15 protein-coding genes and 5 tRNA genes are annotated in these 16,553 nt (G+C 42.7%); 14 read left to right on the top strand and 6 right to left on the bottom strand.

Features of this window, described 5'->3' with window-relative positions; all coding sequences use genetic code 11:
* Positions 1-7 precede the first annotated feature (7 nt).
* Positions 8-82: transfer RNA gene (locus AACH20_RS01955), tRNA-Gly, on the bottom strand.
* A 43-nt stretch (positions 83-125) separates the two neighbouring features.
* Between AACH20_RS01955 and AACH20_RS01950 the strand changes: the two genes are divergently transcribed.
* A tRNA-Arg gene (locus AACH20_RS01950) sits at positions 126-202 on the top strand.
* Positions 203-226: 24 nt separating this feature from the next.
* Complete coding sequence (locus AACH20_RS01945; protein WP_338503641.1) at positions 227-637, top strand: hypothetical protein; 411 nt, start codon at positions 227-229, stop codon at positions 635-637.
* Positions 638-671: 34 nt separating this feature from the next.
* Here AACH20_RS01945 and AACH20_RS01940 read toward each other — a convergent pair.
* A tRNA-Lys gene (locus AACH20_RS01940) sits at positions 672-748 on the bottom strand.
* An 85-nt stretch (positions 749-833) separates the two neighbouring features.
* Positions 834-911: transfer RNA gene (locus AACH20_RS01935), tRNA-His, on the bottom strand.
* 76 nt (positions 912-987) lie between these two features.
* On the opposite strand from AACH20_RS01935, the gene AACH20_RS01930 reads away from it, so the two are divergent.
* Complete coding sequence (locus AACH20_RS01930; RefSeq protein ID WP_338503639.1) at positions 988-1,800, top strand: bifunctional 5,10-methylenetetrahydrofolate dehydrogenase/5,10-methenyltetrahydrofolate cyclohydrolase; 813 nt, start codon at positions 988-990, stop codon at positions 1,798-1,800.
* Here AACH20_RS01930 and AACH20_RS01925 read toward each other — a convergent pair.
* The gene (locus AACH20_RS01925; RefSeq protein ID WP_338503637.1) at positions 1,797-2,168 is read right to left on the bottom strand and encodes a response regulator transcription factor; all 372 of its coding nucleotides are present in this window, start codon (positions 2,166-2,168) and stop codon (positions 1,797-1,799) included. The two genes, AACH20_RS01930 and AACH20_RS01925, sit on opposite strands and share 4 nt — an antisense overlap.
* A gap of 40 nt (positions 2,169-2,208) precedes the next feature.
* On the opposite strand from AACH20_RS01925, the gene AACH20_RS01920 reads away from it, so the two are divergent.
* Positions 2,209-3,558: a class I SAM-dependent methyltransferase gene (locus AACH20_RS01920; protein ID WP_338503635.1), complete on the top strand. Its 1,350-nt coding sequence runs from the start codon at positions 2,209-2,211 to the stop codon at positions 3,556-3,558.
* A gap of 26 nt (positions 3,559-3,584) precedes the next feature.
* Entirely contained in the window at positions 3,585-5,744 is a 2,160-nt protein-coding gene (locus AACH20_RS01915) for a sensor histidine kinase (protein WP_338503633.1), read from the top strand.
* Here AACH20_RS01915 and AACH20_RS01910 read toward each other — a convergent pair.
* A complete protein-coding gene (locus AACH20_RS01910; RefSeq protein WP_338503631.1) occupies positions 5,741-5,956 on the bottom strand; it encodes a hypothetical protein in 216 nt (71 codons plus the stop codon). The genes AACH20_RS01915 and AACH20_RS01910 overlap by 4 nt on opposite strands.
* A 91-nt stretch (positions 5,957-6,047) precedes the next feature.
* Between AACH20_RS01910 and AACH20_RS01905 the strand changes: the two genes are divergently transcribed.
* A tRNA-Glu gene (locus AACH20_RS01905) sits at positions 6,048-6,122 on the top strand.
* 42 nt (positions 6,123-6,164) lie between these two features.
* Here the strand turns inward: AACH20_RS01905 and AACH20_RS01900 are convergent.
* Entirely contained in the window at positions 6,165-6,467 is a 303-nt protein-coding gene (locus tag AACH20_RS01900) for a hypothetical protein (RefSeq protein WP_338503629.1), read from the bottom strand.
* Positions 6,468-6,600: 133 nt separating this feature from the next.
* Between AACH20_RS01900 and pyk the strand changes: the two genes are divergently transcribed.
* From pyk to rsmA, 8 genes are all read left to right on the top strand, one after another.
* The gene (pyk, locus tag AACH20_RS01895) at positions 6,601-8,022 is read left to right on the top strand and encodes a pyruvate kinase (protein ID WP_338503626.1); all 1,422 of its coding nucleotides are present in this window, start codon (positions 6,601-6,603) and stop codon (positions 8,020-8,022) included.
* 11 nt (positions 8,023-8,033) lie between these two features.
* Positions 8,034-9,272, top strand: coding sequence for a phosphoglycerate kinase (locus AACH20_RS01890; RefSeq protein ID WP_338503624.1), 1,239 nt, complete (start codon positions 8,034-8,036; stop codon positions 9,270-9,272).
* 24 nt (positions 9,273-9,296) lie between these two features.
* Positions 9,297-10,055 carry a triose-phosphate isomerase gene (tpiA, locus tag AACH20_RS01885; RefSeq protein WP_129637313.1) on the top strand — a complete coding sequence of 253 codons (759 nt, stop codon included), beginning with the start codon at positions 9,297-9,299 and terminating at the stop codon, positions 10,053-10,055.
* A 14-nt stretch (positions 10,056-10,069) separates the two neighbouring features.
* Positions 10,070-11,308 (top strand): hypothetical protein, encoded by a 1,239-nt coding sequence (locus AACH20_RS01880; protein ID WP_338503621.1) that lies wholly within the window; start codon positions 10,070-10,072, stop codon positions 11,306-11,308.
* Between the two features lie 4 nt (positions 11,309-11,312).
* Positions 11,313-13,415: an ATP-dependent helicase gene (locus tag AACH20_RS01875; protein ID WP_338503619.1), complete on the top strand. Its 2,103-nt coding sequence runs from the start codon at positions 11,313-11,315 to the stop codon at positions 13,413-13,415.
* Between the two features lie 35 nt (positions 13,416-13,450).
* Positions 13,451-14,641 carry a G5 domain-containing protein gene (locus AACH20_RS01870; protein ID WP_338503617.1) on the top strand — a complete coding sequence of 397 codons (1,191 nt, stop codon included), beginning with the start codon at positions 13,451-13,453 and terminating at the stop codon, positions 14,639-14,641.
* A 91-nt stretch (positions 14,642-14,732) separates the two neighbouring features.
* A complete protein-coding gene (locus AACH20_RS01865; RefSeq protein ID WP_338503614.1) occupies positions 14,733-15,758 on the top strand; it encodes a G5 domain-containing protein in 1,026 nt (341 codons plus the stop codon).
* Positions 15,759-16,547: a 16S rRNA (adenine(1518)-N(6)/adenine(1519)-N(6))-dimethyltransferase RsmA gene (rsmA, locus tag AACH20_RS01860; protein ID WP_338503612.1), complete on the top strand. Its 789-nt coding sequence runs from the start codon at positions 15,759-15,761 to the stop codon at positions 16,545-16,547.
* The last annotated feature ends 6 nt before the right edge of the window (positions 16,548-16,553 follow it).

Genomic DNA, 16,553 nt, shown 5'->3' with positions numbered 1-16,553 from the left:
TCAAACTTGGTGCGGGTGGGGAGAATCGAACTCCCATCTCAAGTTTGGAAAACTTGCATACTAACCGCTGTACTACACCCGCAAGCTTTTACTATTGTAGCAGAAAGATGTTATAATGTGAATACGCCCTGATAGCTCAGTTGGATAGAGCAGAGGACTTCTAAGCCTAAGGTCGTAGGTTCGAATCCTACTCGGGGCGCCATTTCATATAACTAATGGGGGATATATGGATGCGAATAAAAAACCGCAAATGACGCGGGAAATGATGATTAGGTTATCTGGCTCCTTAAGAAGATCAATTGATGGTTTTAAAGCGTATGGAGATACGGGCAGAATGCCGACCGCTAATCGTAGCGTGAATTCGGAGCGCCGATATATTAAAGGATACGGATCTTCGATATCTGCCAATAATTATGACAATCGAAGACGATTTGGTGCGGAAATAAGTGTAGCGCCTCGGTCGAGAGTCGCTAACAACAATCCTGATGACGCTGGTCTGTCTGGCGGGAATCGACGAGTCAATGGTCTACAAAATAACAGTGTTCCGTCAGGTGCGAATAACTCTCGTCAATCGTTTAACGCTAATCGAACTACTTTTCATGAACCACCTTCTCGTGGATATAATCCGTTTGGATAAATAAAAAATCCTCACTTCGTGTGAGGTTATTTTTTGGAGGGCCAGGAGGGGCTCGAACCCTCGACACCCTGCTTAAGAGGCAGGTGCTCTAACCAGCTGAGCTACTGGCCCACGATTTCATTATACAACAATTAATAAAAATGTCTACCGTTTTATTGAAAATAATTTATCGGTGTGAATAAATTGTTGTAAAACTTGGGGCGAATGATGGGGTTCGAACCCACGGCCTCCGGAGCCACAATCCAGCGCTCTAACCAAACTGAGCTACATCCGCCATAAACCAAGCTTTTCAAATTATAGCACATACTATATCTGTACTCAAGATGGTAAAATTGCTATACTTAATGACAATGAGAGAACTAAATGGCTCAGAATTAGCTGGATTTATCAAGGAGCGCCAGGCGAAACAGGTGCGAGCTTTAAGGCAGGCTTGGCACATTAATCCTCGTTTGGCAATTGTTACTGATGTCGAAAATCCAGTCATTGAAACGTATATGCGTTTGAAGCAGAGGTATGGCGCTGATATTTTGATTGACGTGGAGATTCATCGAGTCCCTGCGGGCGGTGCTTTGGAGGTGATTCAAGAATTGAACAATCGAGACGATGTTCAAGGAATAATTCTGCAATTGCCGATTAGTAATCCTGGTCAGACTGAGGAACTACTCGAGAGTATTCGAGAAGATAAAGATGTTGACGGTCTGCGCAAGAGGGCGATTTTTCAGGCAGCCACGCCAACGGCTATTAGTTGGCTGCTAGCTGGATATGGCGTTGACTTGAAAAATAAAAAAGTCGCAATTGTCGGGCGAGGCCGTTTGGTTGGTGCGCCTCTTGAGAAAATGTGGCTAAAGTCTGGCGTTGATGTGACGGTTTTTGAAAAAGGTGACGATTTATCTCAATTGATAAATTACGATATTATCGTGTCGGCAACTGGAGTTCCAGGGCTGATTAAAAGTCAGATGATTAAGACTAAGGCGGTTGTTATTGACGCGGGAACTGCTTCGGAAAATGGAAAAATTGTTGGCGACGTATCTGAAGAAGTGCGTCAGCGTAATGATGTAATTATTACACCAAAAAAAGGCGGAGTCGGTCCATTAACGGTTTCTGCGCTGTTTGATAATGTAATTACGGCTTGTTTGAAAATTGCGAATCAATCAAAAAACTAAGCAGCTTTTATGGCGGCTTTGACTTGCTCGACAACTTGGCGCGGCGTGAGGTTTGCTTTTACGATGTAGCTATGAATTCCTAATTTCTTCAAATCGCGCGGAGCTTCTTCTTCGCCGAGATTAGTGAGGACGATAACGGGAATAGTTTTGCCCCAATCTTTAGACCTAATTCGCTTTAAGGCTTCCGCGCCGTCCATTTCTGGCATTTGTAAATCTAGCAAAATAATATCTGGCTGAAACTTTTCGACTACTTCTATGCCGATTTGTCCGTTGGCGGCCAAGCGAACGTCAAACCCGTCCGATTCGAACTTCATTCGGTACATCTGGCTGATGGTAGGGTCGTCTTCAATGATAGCGATTTTTATCATGCTTTAAGTATATCACATAAACTATGTTATAATTTTTGGCATGGAAAAATTTAGAGGCGAACAGTATATTACAGAAACAGGTGATTTTCTTAATGGAGTTGATCATGAAGCTAATGAAAAATTAAACGAGGAAATTGCGGATCTTAGAAGTGAGGAATGCAGGGTTAAAATTGGAGAAAAGACCGATCCTGCATATAATAATCCAGATAAAATTCAGGACATATACAATTATCTGGAACGAGGCGGAGCGGAATTAAAGGATGTTCGTAAAGATATTATCCATATAAATTTGGCGGCGGTAGCACTTGCGAGTGTCCTGGAAAAGATTCCTTTTGTAAGAGAAAATAAATGGGGTAATATTGTAGATTCATATCTGGAGATTTTTCGCGATAAATTTCTATACGGTAAGGATCAAACTGATTCGCGGCCGTGGCACAATCAGCGAGGTTCCGCACTGACGTTTTTGACAATTTCTGAAGCTGAGGATTTGAGTGTTTTTGATGAAACTGGCGAAATATTGTCAGAAGATAAATATCCGACTATGAGTGGTCCACTGGATGAATCTGTATTTGATGAGAAGATTAATGGTTTGCTGCTGACAGAAATTATGATTCAAGATAAAGTCAACAACGGTGTGGATAAAGCGACGGCTATTGAAGAAGTGGAGAAGAGAATTAGTGAAGTTCGAGAATTTATTCAGGCGCCGGTGACTGAGAAGTTTTCTAACGTCATTCGGCATTGTGCGGATTCGCTTGGTATTCGTGAGCGGGTAGAGACGGTGAATAGTTTGTCGATTGACCATTTGAAGAAAGTGGCGGAAAAAGAAAATCATTCGATTGATGATATGCTGGTGATGAGTTTTGGCTGCGGAACGGGACTGGCGACTTTGAAGATGTTGAAAAAACTTAAAGATGAAACGGGTGAGGCGCCGACGGTTATCTTGCTAGATCAAGATCCGTTGTCTCTAGCAGCGGCGCAGAGCTTGGCTAAGAAATGGAATTTGGAAGATAAGATTGAAGTTCATTGTGAACGATTATTCAGCAAGCTTGGCAAGCCTCTGAGTTTGGAGGGAGTTTTGGGCAATCGTAAGCTGGATATTGCGGAAGATTCTGGCTTGCGAGAATATTTGCCAGACGGTGTTTATAAACAATTGACACGAGAATCATTGAAGTTTTTACGAACCGGTGGACTAATGATTACTGGCAATATGAACGTAAATCGCCCACAAAAAGAATTTTTGCATGGACTAATGGGGTGGGTTCCAAAAGTTAGGATGCGCTCAATTAAAGAAGGCTTTAAATTGCTCCAAAAATCTGGCATACCAAAAGAATCTATTGAAGCTACAGTTACCGCGAGCGGCGTTTACACAGTTTTTGCAATTGAAACGTAGAATAAAATGCTATAATAAGCATTAGTATGATGATACGAGCGTTAGTGCTAGGATTGGTTGCGTTGATGGCGCTAATTTTGGGCGTGCTTGTACTTAAAAAATCGAAGCATCGTCATGATGCAAAGTATTGGTTTTTTCTGGTTTGTTTATGTTTGGCTGTGTGGTCGGCTGGACTTGAAGTGTTTTCTCTGGCGGACAATGAAGTAACATTGGACACTGCGTCTAGGTGGTTTTATGTAGCTTCGGCTGTTTTTTGTCCTGCATTGGCTATTTTTACTACAAAGTCGTTTCTTCCATCGACAAAATCAACGAAGAGTTTTATCTGCGCGTCTAGTATACTGATAACGATTTTTTCGCTATATATTATTTTGGTTCCTGAGTTTATTATTAATACATCAGAAATCGTCACGCCAGTAGATTTTTCTCGAATTCCGATTCATGCAGTCAACTATGTTATTTTTGCAACTTTTTTCTCTGTGTTTTTCTTGGTTTCTATGTGTTTTGGGCATATAGCATGGCGCAAATCAGATTCTGTTCGACGCAAGCAAGTCGCGATTTACATGATTGGTCTGTTGATATGTAGCATTCCTGGCTTTGTAGTGGATCTGTTTCTTCCGGCGCTTGGTGATTATCGATATATATGGATTGGTCCAATTGCTACGATTATTTTCTTGTTTGCAATTATGTATAGCATCGTCAGATACCGATTGATGGATGTAAAAATGGCGGTGGCTCGAAGCGTTTCGTATATGTTGCTATTAATCGCACTAGCTGTCGTTTACGTGATTTCTGCATATGTCATTTCAATTTTGGTTTTCCAACGCAGCCTGACGGTTGATAGTCACGTAAATCTTATGAATATGATTTTGGCTATGGTTTTGGCGGTCGTATATCAACCGGTGAAGAAAATCTTTGATAAATTTACTGATAGAGTTTTTTACTACGGAGAATATGACGCTGATACGTTTACGCGTGAGATTAGTAAAATATTAACCTATACAGCGGATCTGCAACTCCTAACTCGACGTGTTGGCAATTATATAGCGACTTCTCTTAAGGCGGAAAAAGTGGTGTTTTGCATTCCGGAAAAAGGAATATACGGTCGGGCGGGTCGGCGACGAATATCTGTTGTCGAGGAAGATATTCACAGGATTATGGATTACTATTATAAAAATTGTAGTTTTCCGGAAGTTATTTTGGCGAATCAAGTAAAAGATCCAGAACTGAAGAAGCTTTTGGATATTCATCGCACGAAAATTGTTATGCCACTGCTGCATCAAAATCAAGAAACGGGAATTCTATTTCTGGGCGAGCATAAGAGCTTGGGATATAGTTCTCGCGATATTGAAATGCTGGAGTCGATTGCTGGGGAGCTGGCGGTGTCGATTCGAAATTCTTTGTCATTGGAAGAGATTAATGAGTTGAATAAAAGTTTGCAGCGTAAAATTGACGAGGCGACGAAAGAGTTGAGGTTCAGTAATCGACAGCTTCAGCGACTGGACGAGGCGAAGAACGAATTTATTTCTATGGCTTCACATCAGTTAAGGACACCGTTGACTAGTATTAAAGGTTATCTGGATATGATGCTGGAGGGTGATTTGGGGAAGATTACGCCGACACAGCGAGCGGTTCTTAGAGAGGCGTTTTCTTCCAGCGAGCGAATGGTGAGGCTAATAAACGACTTTCTTAATGTTTCTAGGCTTCAGACTGGTAAATTTAACATTGATAAACAAAAGACAGACGTTGCTCAAATTCTTCGGGATGAAGTTGCGTTGCTTAAGGTTGTGGCTGATCAGAGGTCTGTCGAAATGGATCTAAAGATTGATCAAAAAGTTCCGTTGATTACGGCCGACTCTGAGAAGATTCGTCAAGTTATGCTGAATATGATCGACAACGCTATTTACTATTCAAATCCGCACAAAAAGGTAATAATTTCTCTGAAAAATAGTAATGGCGCGATTGAATTTACGGTAAAAGATTCGGGAATTGGTGTGCCAAAATCAGAGCAAGCAAATTTGTTTGGCAAATTCTTCCGCGGCACAAATGCCAGAAAAAAGCGACCAGACGGCACTGGTGTTGGTCTGTTTTTGGCGAGGAAAGTTATTTTATCGCACGACGGCGAAATGATCTTTGAATCAGAAGAAGGAAAAGGCAGCACTTTTGGGTTTAAGTTGCCAGTTCGTTAACGAAATAAACTCAGTATTCCAGAAATAACGATAACTAAGGCGATTATAACAAGCCCCGCCATGCCAATGGTACGAATGAGCTTTTTTCGATCAAAAAACCATTGAGATAATTTGGAACGATTCGTCGCTGTAATCCTTGTTACTTTTGGTCGCTGAGATGTCGCGTCCACTCCAGAATATTTTTTATTGCGCTTTTTCTTCTGCTTTGTCATGGAAATATTATACATTAATGGATGACGGCGGAGAAGTGGCTGATTTGCTATAGACAATTCGACAATAATTTGTTATGATATCTGAAGTCGTGGCCTTATCGTCTAACGGTTAGGACACCAGGTTTTCATCCTGGCAATCCGGGTTCGATTCCCGGTAAGGTCACCATAAAGATTGTTTGGAATAGCTTGCTTATTGTGGCAAGCTTTTTTATTGTCGCTTCGTGGTTTCTTTGGTGGCGGACTCATTGTCAGTTCGAGATATCATTTCAGAATAGGCTTCAAGTATATCGCTCTCTTTATATTTCGGTTTATGTGAGCGCTCGATTGCATACCAGATTGTTACAGGTATCAGCAGGACGGTGTTTATGCAATATATCGTAATTGCGGCTTCTATGGACCCAACGATATTTATAAATACTCCAGTATAGAATAAAAAGAAAATAATTACAGTAGTTGATCCGAAAATAAAGAACAAAATTTTTGAAATAATATATTTATCTATTTCTGGCATAATATTTTATATTCTAGCATTAAGGAAATGGGTAAGCTAGTTTTGACTAACACAAATCTTGACATTAAATAAGTATTATAAGGTTCTCTGGCGCCATTTTTCATCACTGTTATTTCGTGGTATAATTTTAAAAATGAGTGATAATATATTTAAACGAACAAAAATATTAGCAACAATTGGGCCAGCAACGTTCAGCCAAGAAAAGGTTTACCAATTGTTGGAGGCCGGCGTTAACGGCATCCGTATGAACTTTAGCCACGGCGCTAATGAGGAGAGAATTGAGCAGATCAATTGGGTGCGCACAGCTAGTAGACAGTTGGGCAAGCCTGTCGCAATTCTACAAGATTTGCAAGGTCCAAAGATTCGCTTGGGTGTTTTGAAGGACAATATGCTGAATGTTAAGGTTGGCGATATGCTGGTCTTGGACTCAGAAATTACTGATCATGATGGCGGTTTTAATTTGCCAGTGCAGTACAATTTGGCAGAGAAGATGAAAGTCGGCGAGCCACTTTACATGTTTGACGGCAAGATCAGGACGGTTGTGCGAGAAATTGTTAGCCCAACTGCAATTCGCGTAGAAGTTCAGAACGACGGCTTTTTGATGAGCCGCAAGGGTTTGAATTTGCCAGACACAGATTTTGGTGGCGACATTCTTACTCAGAAAGATATTAACGATTTGGAGTGGGGCGCAAGCCAAGATTTTGATTATGTTGCATTGAGCTTTATTCAAAAAGCTGATGACATTATTGATTTGCGTCGTCGATTGACAGACCTGGGTTCGACAGCCAATATTATTGCCAAGATTGAAACTAAGTCTGCCGTTGATCCAGAGAATTTGGAGGAAATCGTTAAGGCTAGTGACGGTATTATGGTCGCTCGCGGCGACTTGGCAGTGGAAGCTGGTGCGGAAATTGTCCCAGTTGTACAGCGTCGAATTATTGCCTTGTGTCGTAAATATTGCAAGCTGGTAATTGTTGCGACACAAATGATGGGTAGTATGGTTGATAATCCAGAGCCAAGTCGCGCTGAAGTAAGCGACGTTGCCAATGCTGTAATCCAAGGCGCTGATGTAGTTATGTTGTCTGATGAGACTGCCAATGGTAAATATCCTGTTGAAACTGTTCGCGCAATGCGCAAGACTATTATCTACACTCAAGAACACAGTGAAGTAATGTTGGTAGAAAAGGCTGAAATGCGTGAAAAGACTGACGCGATTTTAAGCTACACGGCAGCTCAATTAGCAAGGAGAATTAAGGCTCGAGCTATCATTGCAGAGACGCACACTGGCGCCACTGCAATTAACGTTGCTGCATATCGTCCAAATATGCCAATTGTTTGTGTGACAGAAAATGTGAAGACTGCGCAAAAGTTGGCGCTAAGGTACGCTTCTCGTCCATATGTTCGACCAAACGACTCAAATGCGGCAACTAAGCTAGCTGACGAGTTGAAACAAGAAGGCTATTTCGGCGCAGACCCAGTTACTGTTGTGCTTGTTAGCGGCCACAATCCAGAGCCAGGTAAAACTGACAATATCCAAGTCAAGACATTGTCATAAGGAGAATTTGGGTGGGCAGAAAATTTCCGAAGCAAACAATTCGCGATATTGATCTACGTGGAAAAACTATTCTTCTGCGAGCAGATTATAATGTGCCACTAACAAAGCGTGGTCAGATTTCTGATGATCTAAGAATTCGCGCTTCGCTGCCCACACTCCGATATTTGCTGGAGCAGAATTGCAAGATTGTTATCATGTCTCATCTGGGGCGACCAAAAGGTAAGGACCTTAAGTTTAGCTTGAAAGTTGTTGCAGATCACCTATCCAAGTTGCTGAGTCGTCCGGTAGAATTGCTGGACGATTGTGTGGGCGAAGCTGTTCGTCAAGCCGTTCGCCGCGCGCCACGAGGCAGTATTCTTATGTTGGAGAATTTACGCTTTTATGACGAGGAGGAGGATGACGATTTAACATTTGCCAAGTCAATTCAGCGCGCTGTCCGAGCGGATTATTTTGTGCAGGACGGATTTGCGGTCGCACACAGGGCGCACGCCAGCACTCATGCGATTACATTGTGTGTTCCAGGGCTAGCGGGATTACTATTAGAAAAAGAATATGTAACTATCACTGAGGCGATGAATAAGCCAAAACGTCCGTTGGTCGCGGTTATTGGCGGCGCGAAAGTTAGCGATAAAATATTACTGATTAAGCGTCTGATTAAAAAGGCGGATCGGATTTTAATTGGCGGCGCTATGTCGAACACGTTTTTACATTGCCGTGGATTTAATGTTGGCAAGAGTGTGTTTGAGTCAGGAATGGAAAAGGTTGTCGCAGAAATTTATGATTTGGCAGTGGCTAAGGTTGGCGTAGAGAATGTTGACGATTTTTTGGTATTGCCGATTGATGTGGCGGTTGCGCCAGAGATTTCTAAAGATTTTCCTCGTCAAGAAGTTAATATTGATAAAATAAAGAACTCGGATATGGCGCTGGATATTGGAAGTCAGACGATTGAGAAATTCACGAAAATACTGGCTGATGCAAAGATGGTTATTTGGAACGGTCCGTTGGGCTATGCTGAAATTGATAATTTTGCAATCGGTTCGGCGCGAGTAGCGCTAGCTATTGCCCAGAATAAAGGAGTCGTTTCAATAGTTGGCGGCGGAGATACGGCTGATTTTATATTGAAATGGGACGGGCATGACGGCGCCAATTTTACCCATGTTTCCACTGGTGGCGGAGCTAGCATGGCCTTGATGGCTGGTAAAAAATTGCCTGGAATTGAAAGTTTACTAGACGCATACGGTTTGAGGTGATAAACTAAGCATAAGGATTATCTCATGAGAAAAAAGTTAATCATCGGTAACTGGAAAATGAACTTCAATATGCAAGAGGCTAGCTTATATTTGCATAAGCTGATGAACACGCTTCCATCGCATAGAGATGTTGAAGTGGTGCTGGCGCCTACTATTTTGACGCTGCAGAGTTTGAGTTTACAAATTAATCGTCGAATCGCTAAGTTGGCGGCCCAGAATTGCTATTGGCGAGATTCGGGGGCGTATACGGGAGAAATTCCAGCGGCACATCTTCGTGGAATTGCTGATTATGTGATAATTGGGCATTCGGAGCGTCGCTATATTTTCATTGAAAGCGAAAAAGATATTCGACTGAAAGTTCAGGCGGCAATTCGAAATCGTATTCATCCGATTCTGTGTGTTGGTGAGACGATTCAGGAGAAGACCCTTGGCGAAACGAAGGATGTTCTGGCTGATCAATTGACTAGCGGTCTGGCTAATGTGACGGCGGACGAGCTGGATGAAGTAGTTATTGCGTATGAGCCAGTTTGGGCGATCGGTACTGGCGACAGCGCTAAAGCGTCTGATGTAAAAAAAGCTACACAGATGATTCGACGACATATTTCTCATTTGTATGGTAAAAAAGCGGCGGAATCAGTTCGAGTTGTTTATGGTGGAAGTATTACGTCAATAAACGCCGCAGATTATTTAGCAATTGATGAACTTGATGGTTTATTGGTTGGGGCAGCCAGTTTGGATGCATATCAATTTAAGGAGATAATCTCGAAAGCACATAAAGGTTAAAAAATAGGGGGCATATGACAGATATTGATTTTGATGAGTTGGATAGAGCGGTAAGCTCTCTTATGGATAAGCAGCGAGAAAAGGAATCTCCAGCGGCGGCTAATGAAAATAATAGCGAGGTTTCTATGTCTGCGCCTGTAGGGGAAAAGTCTGCACCGGAGAGTTCTATTGATACTAGCCTTGCACCTCCGGTAACTCCATTTACACCTTCGCCTGTTGCTTCTACTTCTTTATCGTCGATCTCTCAGCCTGAAGCAAAAAAAGATCCTTCTAGCGACAATACGACTCCTAAAGAGGTTGATAATCCTACGAACGAGAAAGTTGCTAACGACTCAATAGCTAACAGAGCTCCTGGTGTGGCTGCTAGCGAAGTCAAAGCTGCGCCGTTAGTCGCGAGACGCTCGACTGGTCGTTTCATGGATGTTGTTAGACCTTCATCTGTCAGCGCTATACAAAAACCCGTTGCTCCCGCTCCATCCCGAACTGGCACGACTATTCAGCCTTCACCTGATTTGGTGGACGTGATTAGCATAAATAATAGGCATTCTGCGGTAGGAAAAGAGATGTCTGATATAGTTGCTCAATCAGATAATCTTAGTGACACCCCCGATCTTAAAGACGTACATAATGAATCTACTTTTACGAAAATTGAAGATACGCCTGCTGAGGAGTTGTCATTGACTGATAAGATAGCTCAATCATTAGCCGTAAGTAATAGCGAAGCTCCTGCTGCGCCGATGACTACGCCGCTGGAGTCTCCGTTTATTGCTAATGTTGAGGTAGAGAAGCGACCTCTTGGTTCTGTTAATCAAGCTATGACTGGTTCTGAGATGAATAATGATGAAGACGCGTCTATGTCTGCTGATTCTGAGGATGTAAAACTGGAACATCAATATAATACTAATTTATCTAATTACAGCATGAGCGAAAATTCTTTGGGCGATGCACCCGACTCACCAATGGATTTGAGTCCAGAAATTATAGCAATTGAGGAGGCTGGCGTTCCTGAAGATTCAGACGACAAAATGTCCGCTGATATTGACAGTTCTTTGATTGAGTCTTCCGAATTGTCTGAAAAGGAAGTTATGGATTCTGAGCCGGCACCGATGTTTGCTGCTGTATCCACAGAAGTCAAACCTTCAGTCGACAAAGAAAAGAAAAAGTCCGGATTATTGATAGCGTTGCTTATTGTTCTATTTTTGGCAATTGGTATGGCTGGCGGCGCTGTTTCGTACTTTTTGCTGATAAAATAGATATATGTCTAATTTTACTGACGGATTAAATAGCGAGCAGGCTCGAGCGGTGACGCACGTTGATGGGCCGTTGTTGATTTTGGCTGGAGCCGGATCTGGAAAGACCAAAACTCTGACTCATAGAATCGCTTATTTGATTGGCGAGTTGAAAATATTCCCTAGTCGAATATTGGCGGTTACATTTACTAATAAAGCCGCGAAGGAAATGCGTCAGAGGCTAGCACAAATATTGGGTGAAGATTCTGAGAATCGGCAATTTATGCCGTGGATGGGAACTTTTCACAGTATTTGCGTGCGAATGTTACGGATGGATGGTGAAAATATTGGTCTGAATAAGCGATTCTTAATTTACGATACCGATGATCAAATAAGCTTGATGAAGCAAATTATGAAGTCTCGCGGCTTGACGGATAAAGACATTAAACCTCGAGCTGTACTTTCGGTTATTTCAAACGCTAAAAATGAAATGCGAAATGCTGAGGATTTTTCCGCTTCGACTCGTGGTCCAAGAGAACAGAAAATAGCCGAGCTATTTTTTGCTTATGAAAAAGCCCTGAAAGATGCTTCGGCGTTGGACTTTGACGATTTATTGACAAAAACTGTGGAATTATTAAGAAATAATCCAGACATTCGTCACAAATGGCAGCAGCAATTCGAGCATATTCTGATTGATGAGTATCAGGACACAAATGCGGTGCAGTATGCGCTAATTAAACTGCTGGTTAATTCGCGCCGCAATTTATGTGTGGTTGGCGATGACGCCCAGTCGATTTATAGTTTTCGCGGGGCTGATTATACTAATATTCTCAATTTTGAGCGTGATTTTCCGGGTACGACGGTGGTTAAGCTGGAGCAAAATTATCGTTCGACTGGCGCGATTTTGAATATGGCAAATGCGCTGATTAGTCATAATATTCATAGAACTGATAAAAATTTATGGACAGCGAATGGCGACGGTGTTGAGCCAAAATTATGGCAATTATACAATGAGTCTGAGGAGGCTTTGGCGATTGCGAATGAGATTCAGGCGCAAATTGCGAACGGTCGTCAATATGGTGACGTGGCGGTGTTGTATCGAACGAATGCGCAAAGTTACGCAATTGAGCGAGCCTTGCGTCAGAGTTATATTCCGTATAAAATTGTCGGCGGTTTGCGATTTTTAGATCGAGCGGTCGTTAAGGATTTATTGGCATATCTTCGATTGTTATATCAGCCGAGTGATCGAGTTAGTTTTTTGCGAATTGTGAATACGCCAAAACGTGGCGTTGGCGCGGTGAGTATCTCTAAGTTTTTGGACTGGAATGACGCGTCAGGGAAGGATATAATTAGCGGGTTGTTGGCAGTTGATGAGGTGGATACTTTGACGGCGCGTGCAAAACGTCCGCTGCTAGAGTTTGGTCAAAAACTGCACGATTTGCAGCAGGAAATTGACGGATCTCCGGCCGAAATGATTGAAAAAATTATGAAAAGTACTGGCTATGAAGATTTTATAAACGACGGAACACCGCAAGCTGAGGAGCGAATGGAAAATATCGGCGTGCTTTTGTCAGAGGCGAAGGCTTACGTTGACGTGGCGACGTTTTTGGAAGAGATGGCTTTGATGTCTTCGACGGATACAACTGCCGATCAGCAAGTAACGCTCATGACGCTTCATGCGGCTAAAGGTTTGGAGTTTCCGGTGGTTTTTTTGGCGGGACTGGAAGAGGGGATTTTGCCGCACGCAAGAGTGTTTGATAGCAGCAACGCTGATGACGTCGAAGAAGAGCGCAGGTTGTGTTACGTTGGTGTAACTCGGGCGAGGGAAGAATTGTTCGTTAGTTGTGCCAGCTCTCGGACGCAATTTGGTCAGATTGGCTATAATATGCCATCGAGGTTTTTGGACGAGATGGGCTTGATGGCTGGTGGTGTTGATAGATCAGCTCAGCCGAGTATAGAACCTGATTTTTATTCAGAAGATATTGGTTTGGAGGTTGGTGATCGAGTTCGCAGCCCGAGTTTTGGTTCGGGGGAAATTATTGATAGCGAAGGGCTGAGTGTTACGGTCCAGTTTGACAATGGAAATATTAAGAAATTGAACGTCGAGTTCGCGCGCTTGGAGAAAATTTGATATAATAAGAATACCTGCGTTGTGGGTGTGAACTTATGGGTATAAGATTACAAGCAAAACATTATTCTAAGAAAATTACGTTCGTTTCTGGCGCGATATTGATGCTGGTTGGCGGTTTATTTTTCGTCAATCAAGCATTGGCTGATGCTACTAAGCCGGCAACTAAGGCTGGTGAAAAGTTGGTAACGATTTACGACAGGGGCGCAGAAAAGACGATTGTTACAAAAGCGAGGACGATTCGCGAGGCTTTGAAATTGGCTAAGTTTTCTATTGATGAACGCCAAGACGTAGTCGAGCCGAGTCTTGATTCGGAGATGGTGGCGGAGAAGTACAATATTAATATTTTCCGCGCTCGTCCAATAACAATTGTCGATGGAAATAAACGCCTGAAAATAACCACAGCTGAACAAACGCCAGCTTTGATTGCGAAGACTGCTGGAATCGAAGTTTTTGAAGAGGACAAAACCACTTTATCCAATTCCGATAATATGGCGGTTGATGGCGCAAACATGGTGATGAAAATTGACAGAGCCTCGATGGTTAATTTTGTACTTTATGGCAAAGAATCTGTCATTCGCACACACGCTAAGACGGTTGGCGAGCTATTGAAAGAGAAGAATATTGATCCAAAGAAAGATGATACGCTGTCCGTAGATCGTTCGGCAAAAATTATTCCTGGAATGAAAATTGAGCTTTGGCGTAATGGCAAGCAAACCACAACCGCAGAAGAAGATGTGAAATTTGAGGTTGAAAAAGTTCAAGACGCGAATCGAGATTCGGGATATCGCGAAGTAAAACAAGCGGGTGAGAATGGTAAGAAAAATGTCACTTATGAAATCGAGATGAAGAACGGCATGGAGGTGAGTCGCAAGGAGATTGCTAGCGTTATAACGAAAGAACCAAAGAAGCAGATTGAAATTGTGGGGACGAAAGTTAGCCTACCTTCTGGATCTCATTCGGATTGGATGTCTGCGGCTGGTATTAGTTCTGACGATTATGGCTATGTGAACTTCATTTTTACGAAAGAGTCAACTTGGCGAACGACGGCTAGGAATGGGCAATATGCTGGGCTCGGTCAGACGAATATAAATAAGCTTTCTCAGGCTTGTCCAAACTGGCAGAGTGATCCAGTTTGTCAAATTAGAGTCTTCAATAGTTATGCTGTAAGTAGATATGGTAGTTGGGCTGGGGCTTACAATGCATGGAACCGCCAAAAATGGTGGTAAACTGACACTAGTGACGTAAGTTAGCCGCAGTCTATAGATAAAAAGCGCTTAATCTGGTATAATTTATTTGACTAGGTTTACAAGTCATTATATGATTATGCGCGCAAAAGGTTTATTTTTTGGAAAAATTATTGGATTAGCTGTGTTGGTTGCGATTGCGACTCCAATGATTTCGTTTGCTGACGGAAAGACTTCTGGTGAGCATTTGGTTCGTATTTATGATCGCGGCGAAGAAAAGACTATTATCACAAATGTATTGACCGTTCGGCAAGCTTTGCGTGCGGCTAAGATTACGATTGACGAAAAGATTGACGCGGTTGAGCCAAATATTGATATGGAATTGACCGGCGCAAAATACCAGGTCAATATTTTCCGCGCTCGTCCAATAACAATCGTCGATGGAAATAAACGCCTGAAAATAACCACTACAGAACAAACGCCGGCTTTGATTGCGAAGGCTGCTGGGCTGACTTTATACCGCGAAGATAAGACGCATTTTACGAATTCTGACGATCTTTTGGTGAACGGCGTGGGTCTGGTAATGAAGATTGAACGGTCAAAACAGCGAACAATAACCGAAGAAGTTGATATTAATTTTGATATTGAGCAGATCAAGGACGATTCTCAGCCGATTGGATTTAAGAGTGTTAAGCAGCTTGGGGAAAAAGGTGTGCGGAAGGTGACTTATCAGATTGAAGTAGAGAATGAGCGCGAGATTAGTCGTAAGGAAGTTGCTAGCGAAATCACAAAGCAGTCAAAGAAGCAGATTGAAATAATTGGTACGAAGCCTAAAAATCCATTGACGAAAAGTAAGGGTGCGCAGATATTTACCGACTCCAAGGGCGTAGCGCATCGCGAGACGTATTATGATTTGCCGATGAATATTGTGATAAAAGCTTGTGGTAGCGGCGGTACTTATACAGTGCGGACGGACGGCGCGAAGGTTGATAAGGATGGTTATATTTTGGTGGCGGCTAATTATGGTAATTATCCGCGATGTTCGGTAGTGGAGACAAGCATGGGTCTCGGAAAAGTCTATGACACTGGTGGATTTGCAGCCAAACATCCACACGGATTTGACTTGGCGACTGACTGGACGAATGGAGATGGTCGCTAAATGGCTTCTTCTCGTGGACCAAAAAAATCGCTTGGACAGCATTGGCTGAAAGATCCGGAGATTTTGGCGGATATTGCTGAAGCGGCCGAATTGACGAGTGATGATGTTGTACTGGAGATTGGACCGGGACTTGGTACTTTGACTAGTCGCTTGTTGGCTCGGGCTAATTCGGTGACCGCCGTAGAGTTTGATGCGGATTTGGCGAGAAAACTACCAGGGCAATTTCCTGGGAAAAAATTAACTGTCGTAAATCAAGATATATTGCAATTTGATCTGAATCAATTGCCAAAAAATTACAAAGTCGTAGCTAACGTCCCATATTACATTACCAGTAAAATTGTTGAAAAATTGATGACTGCGGAAAATAAGCCGAGCATCGCGGTGCTGTTGGTGCAAAAAGAAGTTGCCGAGAGAATTGCGGCAGAGGCTGGGAATATGAGTGTTCTGTCTGTGAGCGTTCAGATTTTTGCCGAAGCGGAGTTGGATATTGAAGTTCCTAGACAGTTTTTTACGCCACCGCCAAAAGTTGACTCGCAGGTTGTGTTTTTAAGAACTCGTAATAATCCGTTAATTACTCCAGAAGATCAGAGAGATTTTTTCCGCATTGTTAAGGCTGGATTTTCTGCTAAGCGAAAGAAGTTACGTTCCAGCTTGAGTGGTGGTTTGAGGATTGATAAGATTGTGGCGGAAGAATTGCTGAAAAATGCAGGAATTTCACCAGATGCTCGCGCTGAAGATTTAGCGATTGAAGATTGGAAGAGGCTACTGAAAGAGTGGCGTCTGCGATAATTGCTC

Origin of the sequence: Candidatus Minimicrobia sp. QA0096, from assembly GCF_963967315.1 — a bacterium.
Classification (GTDB): Bacteria; Patescibacteriota; Saccharimonadia; order Saccharimonadales; family Saccharimonadaceae; genus Nanosynbacter.
Note: the sequence above shows the minus strand (reverse complement) of the source record. Positions and strands in the feature narration are given on the sequence as shown.

What these genes read in the sequence shown, in the direction of transcription:
- AACH20_RS01945 (WP_338503641.1), top strand. Translation starts at nt 227, where the DNA reads ATGGATGCGAATAAAAAACCGCAAATGACGCGGGAAATGATGATTAGG.
- AACH20_RS01930 (WP_338503639.1), top strand. Translation starts at nt 988, where the DNA reads ATGAGAGAACTAAATGGCTCAGAATTAGCTGGATTTATCAAGGAGCGC.
- AACH20_RS01925 (WP_338503637.1), bottom strand. Translation starts at nt 2,168, where the DNA reads ATGATAAAAATCGCTATCATTGAAGACGACCCTACCATCAGCCAGATG.
- AACH20_RS01920 (WP_338503635.1), top strand. Translation starts at nt 2,209, where the DNA reads ATGGAAAAATTTAGAGGCGAACAGTATATTACAGAAACAGGTGATTTT.
- AACH20_RS01915 (WP_338503633.1), top strand. Translation starts at nt 3,585, where the DNA reads ATGATGATACGAGCGTTAGTGCTAGGATTGGTTGCGTTGATGGCGCTA.
- AACH20_RS01910 (WP_338503631.1), bottom strand. Translation starts at nt 5,956, where the DNA reads ATGACAAAGCAGAAGAAAAAGCGCAATAAAAAATATTCTGGAGTGGAC.
- AACH20_RS01900 (WP_338503629.1), bottom strand. Translation starts at nt 6,467, where the DNA reads ATGCCAGAAATAGATAAATATATTATTTCAAAAATTTTGTTCTTTATT.
- pyk (WP_338503626.1), top strand. Translation starts at nt 6,601, where the DNA reads ATGAGTGATAATATATTTAAACGAACAAAAATATTAGCAACAATTGGG.
- tpiA (WP_129637313.1), top strand. Translation starts at nt 9,297, where the DNA reads ATGAGAAAAAAGTTAATCATCGGTAACTGGAAAATGAACTTCAATATG.
- AACH20_RS01880 (WP_338503621.1), top strand. Translation starts at nt 10,070, where the DNA reads ATGACAGATATTGATTTTGATGAGTTGGATAGAGCGGTAAGCTCTCTT.
- AACH20_RS01875 (WP_338503619.1), top strand. Translation starts at nt 11,313, where the DNA reads ATGTCTAATTTTACTGACGGATTAAATAGCGAGCAGGCTCGAGCGGTG.
- AACH20_RS01870 (WP_338503617.1), top strand. Translation starts at nt 13,451, where the DNA reads ATGGGTATAAGATTACAAGCAAAACATTATTCTAAGAAAATTACGTTC.
- AACH20_RS01865 (WP_338503614.1), top strand. Translation starts at nt 14,733, where the DNA reads ATGATTATGCGCGCAAAAGGTTTATTTTTTGGAAAAATTATTGGATTA.
- rsmA (WP_338503612.1), top strand. Translation starts at nt 15,759, where the DNA reads ATGGCTTCTTCTCGTGGACCAAAAAAATCGCTTGGACAGCATTGGCTG.